Annotated in this window: 12 protein-coding genes; 1 reads left to right on the top strand and 11 read right to left on the bottom strand. The window is 69.1% G+C overall.

Features of this window, described 5'->3' with window-relative positions; genetic code table 11:
* Nucleotides 1-42 precede the first annotated feature (42 nt).
* The 11 genes from AC27LF_RS07125 to AC27LF_RS07075 all read right to left on the bottom strand — a co-directional run bounded on the left by AC27LF_RS07125 (nucleotide 43) and on the right by AC27LF_RS07075 (nucleotide 14,173).
* The gene (locus AC27LF_RS07125; RefSeq protein WP_479656706.1) at nucleotides 43-1,068 is read right to left on the bottom strand and encodes a hypothetical protein; all 1,026 of its coding nucleotides are present in this window, start codon (nucleotides 1,066-1,068) and stop codon (nucleotides 43-45) included.
* 258 nt (nucleotides 1,069-1,326) lie between these two features.
* Nucleotides 1,327-2,337 (bottom strand): hypothetical protein, encoded by a 1,011-nt coding sequence (locus AC27LF_RS07120; RefSeq protein ID WP_479656705.1) that lies wholly within the window; start codon nucleotides 2,335-2,337, stop codon nucleotides 1,327-1,329.
* A gap of 32 nt (nucleotides 2,338-2,369) precedes the next feature.
* Nucleotides 2,370-3,194, bottom strand: a complete 825-nt coding sequence (pstB, locus tag AC27LF_RS07115) for a phosphate ABC transporter ATP-binding protein PstB (RefSeq protein WP_479656805.1) — start codon at nucleotides 3,192-3,194, stop codon at nucleotides 2,370-2,372.
* Between the two features lie 84 nt (nucleotides 3,195-3,278).
* Entirely contained in the window at nucleotides 3,279-4,220 is a 942-nt protein-coding gene (locus AC27LF_RS07110) for a sortase (protein WP_479656704.1), read from the bottom strand.
* Between the two features lie 89 nt (nucleotides 4,221-4,309).
* Nucleotides 4,310-5,767 carry an Ig-like domain repeat protein gene (locus AC27LF_RS07105; protein ID WP_479656703.1) on the bottom strand — a complete coding sequence of 486 codons (1,458 nt, stop codon included), beginning with the start codon at nucleotides 5,765-5,767 and terminating at the stop codon, nucleotides 4,310-4,312.
* 103 nt (nucleotides 5,768-5,870) lie between these two features.
* The gene (locus AC27LF_RS07100) at nucleotides 5,871-6,887 is read right to left on the bottom strand and encodes a hypothetical protein (RefSeq protein WP_479656702.1); all 1,017 of its coding nucleotides are present in this window, start codon (nucleotides 6,885-6,887) and stop codon (nucleotides 5,871-5,873) included.
* A 171-nt stretch (nucleotides 6,888-7,058) separates the two neighbouring features.
* The gene (locus AC27LF_RS07095) at nucleotides 7,059-9,560 is read right to left on the bottom strand and encodes a hypothetical protein (RefSeq protein WP_479656701.1); all 2,502 of its coding nucleotides are present in this window, start codon (nucleotides 9,558-9,560) and stop codon (nucleotides 7,059-7,061) included.
* Nucleotides 9,557-11,248: a phosphate ABC transporter substrate-binding protein PstS gene (pstS, locus tag AC27LF_RS07090; RefSeq protein WP_487231268.1), complete on the bottom strand. Its 1,692-nt coding sequence runs from the start codon at nucleotides 11,246-11,248 to the stop codon at nucleotides 9,557-9,559. The genes AC27LF_RS07095 and pstS overlap by 4 nt, the downstream gene beginning before the upstream one ends.
* A gap of 38 nt (nucleotides 11,249-11,286) precedes the next feature.
* On the bottom strand, nucleotides 11,287-12,564 hold the full coding sequence (pstA, locus tag AC27LF_RS07085; RefSeq protein ID WP_479656699.1) for a phosphate ABC transporter permease PstA: 1,278 nt from the start codon (nucleotides 12,562-12,564) through the stop codon (nucleotides 11,287-11,289).
* A 14-nt stretch (nucleotides 12,565-12,578) separates the two neighbouring features.
* Nucleotides 12,579-13,595 carry a phosphate ABC transporter permease subunit PstC gene (gene pstC, locus AC27LF_RS07080; protein WP_479656698.1) on the bottom strand — a complete coding sequence of 339 codons (1,017 nt, stop codon included), beginning with the start codon at nucleotides 13,593-13,595 and terminating at the stop codon, nucleotides 12,579-12,581.
* A gap of 191 nt (nucleotides 13,596-13,786) precedes the next feature.
* Entirely contained in the window at nucleotides 13,787-14,173 is a 387-nt protein-coding gene (locus AC27LF_RS07075; RefSeq protein ID WP_479656697.1) for a DUF1508 domain-containing protein, read from the bottom strand.
* Between the two features lie 463 nt (nucleotides 14,174-14,636).
* Here AC27LF_RS07075 and AC27LF_RS07070 point away from each other — a divergent pair, with 463 nt between their 5' ends.
* Entirely contained in the window at nucleotides 14,637-15,398 is a 762-nt protein-coding gene (locus tag AC27LF_RS07070) for a DUF5707 domain-containing protein (protein ID WP_479656696.1), read from the top strand.
* Nucleotides 15,399-15,846: the final 448 nt, after the last annotated feature.

Genomic DNA, 15,846 nt, shown 5'->3' with positions numbered 1-15,846 from the left:
GAGGAGGGATGTGCTCGGGCGTGACGAGCAATCAGCCGGCGATCACGAGTTGGCGCCGTTCAGGCCGCCCGTGAGCGTGCGCGCGTTGCAGTTGGAGATGGTGCCGAAGCCGTAGTTCTGGATGACGGTGCTCGCCGCGCAGATGTCCGAGAGCGCCTCAGAGATCGCAGGCTCGCTCAGCCGGGACGTCTGCACGACGTTGTAGACGTCCCGGGAGAAGATGAAGCTCGGATTGAGCCCGATCGTGGTGCCCGAACCGGTGGTGGGGAACTGGCCCTCGATGTTGCGCAGACGCGACTGACCGCGACGGTTCGCGACATCCGCCAGGCCCTTGCCCTGGGTGATCCACTGAGCGACCGAGTACGGCATCAACTGGTTGCCGGCGGTCATCGCCGTACCGTTGTGCTCCTGGATGCCCTGCGTGACGCACGTACCAACCGCGACGTCGGCGAGACCGATGGAGTCCAGCCAGTACTGCCGGGTGCCCGAGGCGGCGTGCGGCAGCAGCGGCGCCACCGTGTGCACACCCGTCGCGTCGGTGTAGGTGCAGTTCGTGTAGATGCTCTTCAGCTGCGCCTTCGTCAGGTTCATCGGCACGGTGCTGCCGAGGTTCGTGGCGTAGGTGACCGCGTCACGGGCGAACGGGACGTAGGTCAGGACGGTGCCGGGGGTCTTCGGGCCACGGGAGGAGCGGGCGATGTCGATGCAGTGGACACCGTTGTTGGTCAGGATGTCGTCGGCCAGCCGGGCGAGGCCGTTGCTGGAGCCGTTGGTGGACGCGCGCGAGAAGCGACAGCCTGGGGCCGTCATGGGGTTCTTCGTGACGATCACATCACTGCCGCCGGTCGACGGGTCGCCGTCGTAGGACATGATGATCTTGCTGCCGGCCGCGTCCACGACGACCGTCCCCTCGGTCAGACCCCTCATCACGTCCTGCGTGGTGCCCGACCCGACGGCCGCCAGGGTGCGATAGGTGTCGTCCGCCGAGGCGGGGATGGTCAGTGCTGCCATGCCGAGAACCGTGGCGGCCAGGACGACGGCGCCGCGGACGCGAGACTTGACGTTCATTTCCGAACTCCTTGGTCGAGGTCTTCGGACTTCAGGTGCTGAACGGTCGGGTGGCGGCCCGGACGGCGGTCACGAGTACAGGCCGCCTTCCATCGGTGGTCGGGTACGGGCCGACGAGGGAGCGCTGACGCGATGAACCACGGCGGTTCGGGACACCCGGCAGGCCCTCGCCCTGACTCGACCGGACCGGACCGAGGGGGCTGAACGGTCAGGTGGCTCGAAAGGAAGGGGTCCGACCGGGACCGGGGTCAGAAGCGGTTATGAGTTCAGGTCACCCGTGACGTTGCGCGCGTTGCAGTTGGAGATGGTGGCGAAGCCGTATTTCTGGATGACGGTGCCCGCGGCGCAGATCTTCGAGAGCGCGCTGGAGATCGCGAGCTCGGTCAGCCGGGACGTCTGGAGGACGTTGTAGACGTCATGGGAGAAGATGTAGGTCGCGTTGATCGCGAGCGAGGTGCCCGTGCCGATGGTGGGCGACTGGCCCGCAATGTTCCGCAGACGCGCCTCACCACGACGGTTCGGAACATCCGACAGGTTCTTGCCCTGCGAGAGCCACTGTGCGACCGAGTACGGCATGAGCTGGTTGGCGGCCGTCATCGCGGTACCGTCGTTGTCCTGGATGGTGCCATTGACGCACGGGCCCGGAGTGGTGACACCGATGGACTCCAGCCAGTACTGCCGGGCGTCCGAGTAGTACTGCGGCAGCAGCGGCGCCACCGTGTGCACGCCCGTCGCGTCCGTGTAGGTGCAGTTCGTGTAGATGCTCTTCAGCTGCGCCACCGTCAGGTCGGACGGCACGGTGCTGCCCAGCTCCGTGGTGTAGGTGACCGCGTCACGGGCGAACGGGACGTAGGTGAGGGCGGTACCGGGGGCGGTGTACTTCGGACCACGATCAGAGCGGGCGATGTCGATGCAGATAGAGCCGCCATTGCTGATGTCCTCGGACAGCCGGTGGACGCCGAATCCGTTGGTCTGAGTGCGGGTGTACTGGCACTCCGACGCTGCCTTGGTCTTGTACGGGTCGGCGCCACCGGGCGGCGTGACGGGGTCCCATGAGGCGATGATCTTCGCGCCGGTGGAGTCCACGACAGCGGTACCGTTGGCGAGGCCGTTCATGACGTACTGGGTGGTGTCCGAGCCGACCGCGGCCAGGGTGCGGTAGTCGGTCGACGAGGACGGGTCCGCCGAAGCCGGAGCGGCTAAGGTTCCGGCACCGAGAACTACGGCACCAAGAACTGCGGCGATCTTGACACGAGACCATATGGTCACGTCTGAACTCCTTGTTCGGGGTCGCTTCGGTCCTATCCGAAGCGGCCGTTGACGTAGTCCGTGGTGCGGGGGTCCTGGGGGCTGTTGAACATCGCGTCCGTGGGGCCGTGTTCGACGATCACTCCGGGGGTGCCCTGTTCGGCGAGGAAGAAGGCGCACTGGTCGGAGACGCGGGCCGCCTGCTGCATGTTGTGGGTGACGATCACGATGGTGACCTCGTCGGACAGTTCGTGGATGGTCTCCTCGATGCGGCGCGTCGAGGTCGGGTCCAGGGCGGAGCACGGCTCGTCCATCAGCAGGACGCGGGGTCGGACCGCCAGCGAGCGCGCGATGCACAGGCGCTGCTGCTGGCCGCCGGAGAGCGCGCCGCCGGGCTGGCGGAGGCGGTCGCGGACCTCTTTCCACAGGCCGGCCTTGGTCAGGCACTCCTCGACGAGCCGGTCCTTGTCCTCGCGGCCCGCCTTGACGCCGGCCAGCTTCAGGCCCGCGGTGACGTTGTCGTAGATGGACATCGCCGGGAAGGGGTTGGGCTTCTGGAAGACCATGCCGATCTGGCGGCGGGCGTGGGTGATGCGGCGGCCCCGGTCGTAGATGTCGTCGCCGTCCAGGAGCACCCGGCCCGAGAGAGAGGCCGAGCCGACCAGTTCGTGCATGCGGTTGAGGATCCGCAGGAACGTGGACTTGCCGCAGCCGGACGGGCCGATGAGCGCGGTGACCTTGCGGGCGGGCATGGTGAGCGAGACCTGCTCCAGCACCTTGTGGCTGCCGAACCAGGCCGAGATGGCGTCGGCCTCCAGGGTGGCCGGGTCGCTCTGCGCGGTGGCCGCGCCGCGCCTGGGCGCCTTGACGGCCGTCATCCGCTTCGTCGGGTCGAGGATCGCGTCGACGAGGGTGTCGGTCGTGTCGGTCGTGTCGGACATGATGGTTGGACTCCTCGTCGTTCAGAGCAGGTTGGGCAGCAGGCGGGTGGCGGCGCCGGAGACGGCGAGACCGAACGCGGCCAGTACGGGTATGCCGACGATCCAGGTCTGCCAGCGGCCCCACGCGCGGTGGGCGGCCATGGTGAGCAGGGCGGCCAGAAGCAGCCCCTGCGACCAGAGGAAGACCGGCAGCCAGGCCGCGTCCTCGCTGCCGAGGGCCTGCTCGGAGTCGTCGATCCAGCCGGGTGCGAGCGGGCGCGGCGGGCTGGCCTGGACGCCGCTCGTCAGCGTCGCGTCGACGCGGATCGTGCCGGACGGGGTGTACGGGCTGCCCTCGGCGGTGATCAGCGTGAGCCGGCCCTCGTTCTGCTGGAGAACCGGCGGCAGCGGGTCGCCCTCCCGGCGGATGCCGGTGACCCGGTAGGTGGCCTTGCCCTGGCCCGTCGTCACCTCGATCTCGGCCCCCGCGGGCAGTCGGTGCAGGTCGTTGAACGGGCTGCCGTACCCCCACTGGCGGCCCATGATCACGCTGGTGCCGGCCTGCCCCGGCAGCGGGGTGTCCCGGCGGTGGCCGGGGCCCGACATCAGCACGCCCGAGGTGGTGCCCTCCCCGACCACTTCCTTCAGGCCCAGGGCCGGGATCCGCAGCAGCGCGACGGGCGCGCCGGGTGTGAGCATCTTGCCGTCGTACGCCTGCTGGCCCACCGGTGCGACCCCGAGGGCGAGTTGGCGGCGGTACTCGTCGTACGCGGTCTGCTGGTCGCGGGCGTGCTGGAGGTGTCCCACGATCGTGAGGTTGGCGGCGAAGCCGAGCAGCAGGGCGGCGAGCACGCACAGCGCGGCCCCGGCGAAGGCGAAGCCGGCGCGTTCTGCCCGCGGCGGCCCGGAGCCGGTCTCGGGCTCGGGTGAAGGCGCCGGCGCCGGCGGCGCCTCGGCCGGCGGGGGCGGGGACAGCACGGTCACGGGAAGCGCTCCTGTGAAGAGGTGTCGAGGGGAGAAACGGCGGTGCGGGCGGCGGGGTGGGGGCCCGCCGCCCGTACGTCCGCCTGCCGTTACGAGCGGGGCTCGCCGAAGGTCAGCAGCCCGTTGCGACGGCCGTACCGTACGAAGGCGATGCCGGCCGCGGTGAGGACGACGGCGCCGACGCCGGAGAACAGGGCGATCTGGCTGCCGGTGGAGGCGAGGCCGCCGGAGGGCGAGGTGCCGCCGGAGGTGGAGCCGCCGCCGGAAGCGGAGTCGCCGCCGGTGGTGCTGCCGCCGCCGGTGGTACCGGCCGTGTCGCCCGTGGGCCCGTCGGTCGGCTCGTCGGACGGCTCGTCCGTCGGCTCATCGGTGGGGTCGTCCGACGGGTCGCCGCTCGGGGACTCGTCGGTGGGGGCGGGCACGGTGAACGGCACGGCGCCCACGGAGCTGCCCGACCCGTCGCTGCTGCATCTCGGGGTCAGATCCCACCCGCTCTGGCCTTCGACGGCGTCGTCAGGGACGGTGAGTTCCGCCCAGGTCACGTCTCCGTTCGCGTCGGACTTCGCGCTGGGGAACTCGGCGTCGTTCCGCTCCATGGCCATGGCGAAGGTGGTGTTCGGCTGGCACCTGTGAACGGTGAGCTTCACCGTCTGGCCGCGCTTCAGTTCGGGGTTGTCCGTGAGTCGTTCGCCTGATGCGGCGTCCAGCATCTCAACCCTCGCCGGCTGCACGTCCACCCGTGCGGGCGTGGATTCGGAGGCCCCGAACTTGGTGGTGTCCGTCGGGGTGAACCGGGCGACGACGTTGTGGGTCCCGATGGCCAGGTCCTTCGTCTTGAACTCGGCCTTCCCGCCCGCGACCGTGGCCTCGCCCAGCGACTTCTCGCCTTCCAGGAAGGTCACGGTGCCGGACGCGTCCGCCGGCGTGACCGTCGCGGTGAACGTCACCTCCTGCTTGGGCTCGGCGGAGACGGGATCACTGATCAGCGCGACGCTGGTGGCCTTCGCCCCTTCGCCGACGACCCAGTCGTCACCGGTGACGGTGATCTTCTGGGACCAGTAGGGGTTACCCGGCACGTAAACCTCGCTGGGCTTGTCCCATGAATAATTGTCCACGCAGTACACGCGCAACTCGTATGTTCCGTCGCCGCTGAAGACATTGGTCAGGCTGCGTACGTCCAGCCCCGGGTTGTCGGCCTTGGCCAGTGAGACCGTCGAGGTCGCTTGGGTGTAAGGCCCTCCGTTGCCGATACCCATCAGCGCCGTGGCTTCGTTGCCGTCTGCCTTGACCACATAGAGATTGAGGTTGCTGTACCAATTGACGTCCTCGATCGAGGCGTCAGGGCACCTGCTGGGAAGACCGATGGAACCGCTGAAGGGCTGCTCATCGCTCAGCTTGCCGCTGCCTGGCGTCATGGTGAACTCACCGACGGACGCCGCCCGGGCGGGCTGGGACTGGGACGCCACCAGGGCCACAACGCCCAGGGCGAGCACGGCACAGGCGGCCGCGATGGCCGCCGCTCTTCGGAACGGGTGGAGCAAGGACATGGCGATGGCCCCCCGGGGGACGGTCGGTTGATGGATACCGGGACAGCACGTGGGGCCGGGCACCTGGAGGGTGCCCGGCCGTCACGCGAGGTTCAGACGACGATCACGAGTTCAGGCCACCCGTGACGTTGCGCGCGTTGCAGTTGGAGATGGTGCCGAAGCCGTAGTTCTGGATGACGGTGCCCGCGGCGCAGATCTTGGAGAGCGCGCTGGAGATCGCGGACTCGTTCAGCCGGGACGTCTGGACGACGTTGTAGACGTCACGGGAGAAGATGAAGCTGGTGTTGAGCGCGATCGAGGAGCCCGAGCCGGTGGTCGGGGACTGGCCCGCGATGTTCCGCAGACGCGACTCGCCACGACGGTTCGGGACGTCCGACAGGCCCTTGCCCTGGGCGATCCACTGCGCGACCGAGTACGGCATGAGCTGGTTGGCGGCGGTGATCGCCGTGCCGTCGTGCTCCTGGACGCTGCCGTTGACGCAGGCGCCCGGAGTGGTGACACCGATGGAGTCCAGCCAGTACTGACGGGTGCCCGAGCCGGCCTGCGGCAGCAGCGGCGCCACCGTGTGCACGCCCGTCGCGTCCGTGTAGGTGCAGTTGGTGTAGATGCTCTTCAGCTGCGCCACCGTCAGGTCGGACGGCACGGTGCTGCCGAGGTCCGTGGCGTAGGTGACCGCGTCACGGGCGAACGGGACGTAGGTGAGGTCGGTGCCGGGCACGCTGGCCTTCGGACCGCGCGAGGAGCGGGCGATGTCGATGCAGGTGGAGCCGCCGTTGGTGATGTCCTCGGACAGCCGGGCGATGCCGTTGCTTGAGCCGTTGGTCTGGGCGCGGGTGTACTGGCACTCCGCGGCCGCCTTGGTCTTGTACGGGTCGGTGCCACCGGCCGGCGTGACGGCGTCCCAGGACGCGATGATCTTGGCGCCGGTGGAGTCCACGACAGCGGTGCCGTTGGCGAGGCCGTTCACGACGTACTGCGTGGTGTCCGAGCCGACCGCGGCCAGGGTGCGGTAGTCGGTCGACGAGGACGGGTCCGCCGAAGCCGGGGCGGCGAGGATGCCGAGACCGAGGACCGCGGTACCGACGGCGGCACCGACCTTGGCGTAAGACTTGACGTTCACTTCTGAACCCCTTGTTTTCTGGATTTCCGAAGACTGGACGTTCAAGCTGAATCCGGATTTTCGTGCTGCCGACCCGTCGGCCGGCCACCGCATACATTTCCAGAATTTCGCGTCGGTGACCAACAAATTCCCAACGAGGGAAAGGTTACGGGAAGGCTTCCTAGGTGTCTCCTAGGGAGTCCGCCGTTGCGCATAGCGAAGCATTACCGGGCCCGCAAGACCTGATGCTCCGCCCAAAAAGAGGACGGCCAGAAGAACCCAGCGGATAACACCGAGGATGTCGCCTGGTGTTATTCCTGGTTTGGCTTGACCGATATTCTGCTGCGGCCCTGACGAAGGGGGCGCCGAGCCGCTGGCGGCGGATGCCTCGGACGACGGCCCGCCGGTGTCGCCGGACCCGGTACCGCCCGCGCCCGTCCCGCCGCCGGCCACGCCGGAGTCGGCTCCTCCGGTGCCGGCCCCGCCGGTGAGTCCCCCTGAACCGTTCGCGTTCGGATCGTCGGGTGAGGTACCGCTCGCGGGGTCACCGCGCTCCAGGTCGTCGGCGGCGGCCTTCGCCTGCTTGCGCAGTTCGGCCGACAACGGTGCGTAGCCGGGGGGAAGTTGGCCGACCGCCCGGCCCTGCGTCTGGCCCGGTCCGGCGGCGTACCGGATGAAGTCGGCGTACGCCTTGCGGTCCTTCGCGCCCTGGTCCACCGAGGCCGCCGCGTAGGTCACGGCGGTCAGCGGATACGCCTGGCCCTTGGCACGTGCCGGATCCGGCTTGAGCACACGGGAGTTGTCCGGCGACGGGCGCATGACACCGACGCCCGCCTGCAACGTGCCGGCCGACGGCTTCACGAAATTCCCGTCCGCGTTGCGCAGCGCCGCGGTCTGCAACCCGTAACGCGCGGCCGACGCGGCGTCGACGATCGCTATGGCACACTGCCTGCCCGGCACCGGGGTCTGGTTGGCCAGCTTGGCCGGCACCTCACCGTTCCTGGCCACGTAATTGATGGTGCGGCCGTTGTTGCCTCGTCGGGTTTTGACGGCTCCGTCATGCAGGTCGAGCGTGTAGGGGTCCAGGTCCAGGATCGTGTACTCCAGGGAGTCGTTGAAGTCATTGCCGATGGGAGTCGCCACGGTCGGATCCGACTTGGGGTAGTCGGTCGGGGACGCGTTGCTCGCGAGGTCCAGCTCCTTGTAGTGGCGATTCACCACCATGCCCCAGGGGTCCGCCTTCCCGGAGAGGAATTCCCTGGCCTCCTTGTCCGACTTGAGCCAGTCCCAGATGACCCGCGTGGTGTCGGAGTCGCCCTGCGGAACCATGAGGCTCAGCGGCTCTGTTTGGGAATCCAGGTGGGCATACTCCGGATTGAGGTCCAGGAATTCTGGGTCCTTGGTGTAGTTCAGCGGATTGTTTTTGATGTACTCGGGTGGGGCCGGCTCACCGGGCGGGCAGGGCTGAGGGTTGCAGTTGGTCGCATAAGGGACGTCACGCACATACGAATGCGTGAGCATCTTGGCCACAAGCCGAGGAGTCAGCTTCATTTCCTGCATCATCCCGGACGGGCCTTCGACGAAGAACGCGATCACGAGCCCGGACACCGCGACCGGCGCGTGGACGACACGCGCCCCGTCCCCCGACCGAGGCACCGGATCGACGGTGACGCCCATGGCGGGCGTCTCCTGGGTCGCGCCCAGCACCTCGTTCCTGGCGGCGTCCTCGGGCCCGCGGTTGAAGGTGAAGGTGCTCCCCGTGGTCGTGCACAGCTTGGGGGCCCAGGACGAGACGGCGTCGTCCGCGAGTTCGGAGCCGGGTACGGCCCGCTCGGCCTGGCCCTCCGGGCAGAACTCGTCGACCGGCTGGAAGTCCAGCCGGAAGACGATCCGCTGCGCCCAGTTCGTCGCGGACAGCGGCGAGGAGACGAGCTTGTCACTGTCGCTGACCACATTGCCGTTCGGCTCGTGGGTGCCCCGCGGCACGACCACCAGCCAGCAGGGGCGCGGAGCGGGAGCACTGCCCGAGGGCGCCGTGTTCACGCCGCAGCCGAGGTAGTCCGCCTGCACCCCGTCCTGCACCTCGAACTCCGTCTCGCCGGTGCCGTTGGCGAAGGTCCGTACGGCCTTCTGCTCGTTGCTGTCCAGCAGACCGAAGTAGGTGTAGTCGTGAGACGACGTGGTGGGCGGCTCGCCGTTGGCCGGGCGGAAGGGGACGAAGGGGAACGAGCCCGTGTACTTCTCGTCCTCCTCGGGGTCGTCCTCGCTGCCGGAGGCCGTCCCGGTCCCATAGCGCACGATCCGGCCGTTCCCCGCCCCCACCGTGGTGCCGGCGCCGAAGACGCACTGCTCCCGGTCGGGACCGGTCGGATCGTCGCCCCAGCACTGCATGATCTGGAGGTAGTTGCGGTTGAACAAACCCTCCGGTTCTGTGGGAGCCCCACCCGCCCAGCTGACCCGCACGCTCTGGGAGTGCAGGTTCTTCGTCTGGTGGACGGTCACCTTCAGGTCGGAGAAGTCGTCGTACTTGCCCTTCGTCCCCGACTTCGTCACCGCGGAGTTCTCGTTGTCCGCCGCCACCGCGGGCGTCGTCGCCGGCGGCACCGGCAGCAGTGCCACCACGAGTCCGGCCAGCAGGCAGCCCACGGCCACGAGGATGCGCGGCCGGGGCCGCCCGGTCAGCAGCTCGGTCATGCCGCACCGCCCTTGCGGCGCGTCCGGTTGGCCATCGCCCGCGCGACGGCCGGTGGCCCGACGACCACGCCGACCAGCAGCACGGCCGACAGCGCCATCAGCGCCGTACGCAGGCCGAGGGCGTCGTCAGCGCCGAGCGAGACCGGGCTTGCGGCGACGGAGGCGTCGCCGGTGGACTGGCCGTCGCCGAGGACCTGACCGGTGTCGGGGTCGACGGCCGTGCCGCCGCTCGTGCCGCCCGTGCCACCGGTGCCGCCCGCCGCATTGCCGCCGGAGGAGCCGCCCGTCGAGCCTCCCGAGCCGGTGGAGCCCGAGCCGCCGGTCGATCCCGAGCCGCCCGTGGAGCCGGCACCGCCGGAGCCGGAGCCGCCGCCCGAGCCGGACCCGCCGGAACCACCGTTGTTGACCGGCGTGGGGGTCTTGGCGCCACCGGTACCGGCGGCGCACTGGTCCGAGCCCTTCTTGTCGCACGCCTGCGGGTAGGGGGCGTTCTGGATCAGGAGGTTCTTGCCGCCGGAGAAGGTCGGGTTGTTGCACTTGTTGATGTCGATGTCGGCACTCACGGCACCCGGGATCTTCCGCGTCTGGTCCATGGCGGCTTCCACCAGGTTCTTCGGCAGCGGCGAGTAACCGAGCCGGTCGGCCTGCTGCTGGCCCTCGCAGAGGAAGTAGTTGTTGAAGGCGCTGAGCGTCCTCCCCTTGGCCTTGGTGAAGCCGCTCTCCTCCTTGGTCGGGATGATCATGTAGCTGTAGCTGGAGAGCGGGTAGGTGCGCTTGTCCCCGAAGGTGTAGACGTTGTCCAGCTTCTGGGTCAGGTAGTTCGCGGAGCGCGGGTCATTGTTGATCTCGGCCTTGGTAAGGGCGACCGCCACGCTGGATGCGGTCGGCTCGACGTAGTAGCCGGAGTGGTTGAGGACCTTGCTGACCGGGAAACCCGCGTTCCTGGCGTACGAGTACTCGACGTAGGTGATGGCGCCCTCGGCCTGGGACTGCTTGACGTAGCCCGCCACGCCGAGCGACTGGGACTGGGCGACGAAGCCGGAGCCGGGGATCACCGGGAAGTACGACGTCAGACCGCACGGCGTCGGCTTGCCCGCCCGGCGGCAGTAGTCGTTCCACAGGGAGCCGTACTCCTTGGACATCCACAGCGTGAACTGCGCGGTCGTACCGGAGCCGTCGGAGCGGACCACCGGCACGATCCGGCGGGCCGGCAGGTTCAGCCGGGGGTTGTCCGCCTTGATCTCCGGCGCGTTCCACATCGTCAGCTTGCCGGTGAAGATCTTGGTCAGCACCTCGCCGGACAACCTGAGGTTGGTGACCTGCCGGCCGCCGATCCTCAGGTTGTACATGAACGACGTACCACCGGCCACGATCGGCATGTAGGCGTACTTGCGCGTGGGCGGCGGGTCCGACTGGCCGAGGTCGTTGAGACCGTAGGGGATCTCGGACACACCGAAGTCGGAGGTGCCGTTCTTGAACTGCTGACGGCCGACCGACGAGCCGACCGCCGAGTAGTTCACCGTCATGCCCTGCTGGCGGACGTTGCGGCGCCACTGCTCGATCGCGTTGGAGCTCCAGGTGGAACCGGAGCCGCTGATCTTGGTGTAGGTGTCCGCGAAGGCGTTCGGCGGATGGGCGGCGAGCAGCGCGCAGACCATGGCGACGAGCAGCGCCAGCGCCTGGTACACGCGCGTAGCGCGCGGACGACGACGGACAAGTGCGGGTATCACGGGGTGCTCCTCGTCGGTGCGGGTCTGTCTGACGGCTGGTCTGCGGGGCCGTACGTCGTGAAGCGCTTCGCGTCCCGGCGGGAGGCCCTGACCCGGCGGTGCTCCTGACGGCGGGTCAGCTGGCCCGGTCCGCGTCCGCCGATGATGCGGGCTATGACGAACAGGACGAGCACCAGCACCAGGAGCACCGCCGCGGTGCCGAAGCCGCGGGCGATGTAGGTGGGTTCGGGGGACTTGACGAGTTCGAAGGTCGCGAGCGGCAGCGACACCATCGGGCCGTGCAGCGGGTCGGCGTTGAGCTCCGCGGTGTAACCGGCGGTCAGCAGCACCGGCGAGGTCTCGCCCACGCCGCGGGCCGTGCCCAGGATGATCGCCGTCGTCAGTCCGGACCGTGAGGTGGGCAGCACGACGTGCCACACCGTGCGCCAGCGCGAGGTGCCGAGGGCGTACGACGCCTCCCGCAGCGTGCCCGGGACCAGCCGGATCACCACGTCCGACGCGCGGATGACGATCGGCAGCATCATCACGCAGATCGCCAGCGCGGCGGCGAGGCCGGAGCGGTCGAAGCCCAGCGCCAGGATGAAGGTCGCGTAGATGAACAGGCCGGCGACGATGGACGGCAGGGCCGTCATCGCCTCGACCATGGTGCGGACGAACCGGCTGAAGGCCCCCGGGACCTCGTTCAGGAAGACCGCGCACACCAGCCCGGCCGGGATGCAGATCAGCAGGGCGATGGAGATCTGCCACAGCGTGCCGACGATCGCGTGCAGGATGCCGCCGACGTCGAGCGGTTCGATCGGGCCCGCGTCGGCCATCGACTCGGTGTAGAAGTTCAGGTGCGGCAGCGCGTCGCGGCCTTCGTAGAGGGTGTAGACGACCACGAACGCCAGCACGGCCAGCATCACCACGCCGAGGCTCTGCACGACGGCGGCGGCCACCCGGTCGCGCACCGCGGGCCCGTCCTCGTCGAAGGAGACCAGCAGCGCGTACAGGCCGAGGAAGAGCAGGTAGGCGACGACGATGAAGCCCAGGACGCCGTTGAAGGGCAGCATCCGGTCGAACATCAGCCAGGTGACGCAGAGGGACGCGGCGCCGGCGCCGAGCATGGCGTACACGTCGGTGGCGCGCAGCGTGGACAGGTTGCGGCGTGACTCGGTGCGCGTCTTGCGGCGCGCGGGCAGGGTGGTGCCCGCCGCCGGCGGCTCGGGCGGCCCCGCCGGGTCCGGCTGCGGCCCCTGGTCGCCGGGCGGGCTCTGTGCGGTGGTGACGGTCATCGGGCTCGGGCTCCTCAGGAGTCGCTCGCCGCGCCGGAACGGCTGCGGGCGACGATCGACGACGCGGCGAAGTTGACGACGAGGGTCAGCAGGAAGAGCGCGAGGCCCGCGGCCATCAGCGCCGACATGCCGAGGGGGCTTGCCTCGCCGTAGCGCAGGGCGATCAGCGAGGAGACCGTGCTCGTGCCGTTCTGAAGGATGTGCGGCTGGATCACGAACACCGGTGAGATGATCAGGTAGACGGCGATGGTCTCGCCGAGCGCCCGGCCCAGGCCCAGCATGGTGCCGCCGATCATGCCGCCCTTGCCGAAGGGCAGCACGACGCTGCGGATCATGCCCCAGCGGTTCGCGCCGAGCGCGTACGCGCCCTCCCGCTCGCCGACCGGGGCCTGCGAGAACACCTCCCGCATCACCGAGCAGATGATCGGCGCGACCATCAGGGACACGACCATGCCGGCGATGAAGGTGGAGGAGGTGTAGACGGTGGCGGTGGCGAGCGGGTCGCGCGGGTCGGCGCCGTCGACCTCGAAGAGGGGGATCCAGCCGAAGTACGTGGCGAGCCAGCGGGACAGGCTGACCACGTGGCCCTGGAAGAAGAACAGGCCCCACAGTCCGTAGACCACCGAGGGCACCGCGGCCATCAGGTCGACGATGCTGATGAGGGTCTGCCGGATTCTCGGCGGGGCGTACTCGGAGATGTACAGCGCGGTGCCGAGCGCCATCGGAACCGCGAACACGATGGCGACGAGCGCGACGAGGATCGTGCCGACGAGCACGGCGGCGATGCCGAAGTTGCCGCCTTCGGGCTCCCAGGTCTCGGTGGTGATGAAGCCCCACTTCGCGACCGACAGCGCCTGCCAGGCCCGGTACGTCAGAAAGCCGCCGACGAGCAGCATGATGGCGAGCACCAGGGTGCCGCCCCCGCGCAGCACACCCCGGAACAGACGGTCGGCCACACCGGGGTCGGCGTACAGGCGTCTGGGAGGATCGTCCGCCGGGGCCACAGGTCGCTCATACAGTCGCGTCGTCACATGTGCCGACGCTCCTGAGGCCCAGTGGACTTCTGCGCACACAAAGATGAACGAGGCATCCCTAACAGGCAACTTCCGGGTTTGACGTGAACGCAGCGATGTGAAGACACGAAGGGGTCCGGACCCGCCGGTGCGGCGGGTCCGGACCCCTTCGTGCGCTGGTGAACTGCGAGGCCGACGGCCGGTTCAGGTCAGTGCGCGTCGTCCCACGCGATCACCCCGGCCGAGCCCAGGTCGGCCAGGAGCGCCCGGAAACGTTCGTAGGCGGCCTGGCAGGTCGAGTGCCGCTCATAGGCACGTGACGACACGGCCAGGGTGCCGCCGGCCGGGTCCCGCAGCCGCCAGACCCAGCCGTTCCCCTCAGAGGTGTGGTGCACACCCCCGGCTAATCCCGCCACGGTGGCGCACATCTGCTCGAACGCCGCCCGGCACTCCTCGTAACTGCGGTACGTCAGGGCCGCCACGGCGATCACCCGCCCGTTCGTGGCGGTGAGCCGCCACAGGTAACTTCCGTCTGCGGATATGTCTATCTGACAGCGCGTGCCGGGTACGGCCGCGCCCCCCTGTCTTGCCGCCATCCATCCCCACCCCTGCGGTTCCCGACGTCAGGAAGGCCGCACGGTGCGACGACGGATCGTCGTTCGTGCGGCATCCGCAGAGTAGTGAGACGTGATTGACAACGATTGCCCTGTCTTTACTGTACCCGGCATGCTTCATCGGAAAGTTGCCCCTCGTTCACATGGCCGCCGTACCGCGACCGTGAGGCGTGGGCGACGGCTCCGCCGCGGCGGCGCGCGGGCCCCGGTACGCGTAGGTGGTCGCCAGGTCCGCTGAAATTCCAGTCGAATTTCCCCTTCGGTTTTCCATGGAATCGGCGCACCCGATATTCGCCCGCACTTCTTCGACGGAAAAATGGCGATGTCCTTCACTCCGCTGCCAAAAACGTTCCTGAATCTCCACAAAGTGAGTACAGTGCAGGCGTCAATTCAGGCCCGCCGACCGGAAATTGGCGGACCTTGGCGTACGATTTGAGGAATTCGCATGCGCATTTACTCCGCCGCCCTCGCCGCCTGCGGCGTCGTGGCCCTGTCCGCCCTCGCCGTTCCGGCCGCGCACGCGGACGAGACGTTCGGCGACACCGACATCACCGGCGTCGTCGTCAACAGCGGTGACCCCGTCGTCCTCGGCACGAGCGCGAGAACCGTCACCGTGGAGGTCACCGCGACCGACCCGTCCGGCTTCGAGCAGATCAACGCCACGCTCTACCACGGCTCGTACACCAGCCAGGACAGCACGGTTCCGGCGACCGCGGCCTGCGGTCCGACCACCGCCGCGACCAGCACCTGCACCCTCACCTTCACCCTCACCCCGGGCAGCGCACCGGCCGACGCCTCCCAGGCGGGCGCCTGGAGCGTCAGCGCCTACGCGATCGCCGCCGACGGCGACGCCGAATTCCTGGAGAAGGCCGCCGGCTTCGACCTGCGGCGCGACACCCACGTCGGCGTCGACGCCCCGGACCGGGTCAAGTGGGGCAGGACCCTCACGGTCACCGGCGGCGTGCAGAACGCGGACTGGGCGACCGGCACCTACGCCGCCGCGGCGGCCGGCCGGCCCGTGCAGCTGCAGTTCCGCCTCAAGGGCTGCACCAAGTTCACCACCCTCAAGACCGTCAACACCGCCGCCGACGGCACGGTGTCCGCCACCGTCCGCGCCTTCGCCGACGGCGACTACCGCTGGTCCTACGCCGGCACCGCCGACACCGCGGCCGCCGTCTCCAAGGCCGACTTCGTCGACGTCCGCTGACCTCTGAACCCCACAGGTGCCGGCCACCCCCGCGGCTGGCCGGCACCATGCCCAAACCAGCCCCAAGCCGCGCCCCCAAAGGGGCGCGAGGAACGGCGCGCCCAGCCACAACGAAGCCGCACCCAACCAACGACGGGCCACCCCCAAAGGGGCGCGGGGAACTGCGCGCCCAGCCACAACGAACCCGCACCCAACCAACGACGGGCCGCCCCCCAAAGCTTGAGTTTTTTGCTCAGGTTCGTTTTCTGTCGCGGTTGGTTTGTTGTTTCGTGATGACGGGGTAGCGCTGGCGTGGGGGTCGGTGGGTGCCTTGTGGGCGTCCGGGGCCTGGTCTGGTGGGTTTTGGCTGTTTGGCGGGAGTGCCGAGTCGGTGTGCCAGGCGGGCAAAACCTCGCCGGACTCGTCCGGGGGTCGGTGTCCGGCCGGTGGGGGTGGGTTTCTCCCAGCG

It is taken from the genome of Streptomyces diversicolor (genome assembly GCF_057537855.1).
The sequence above is the reverse complement of the archived record's forward strand: the minus strand, read 5'-3'. Positions and strand labels throughout refer to the sequence as shown.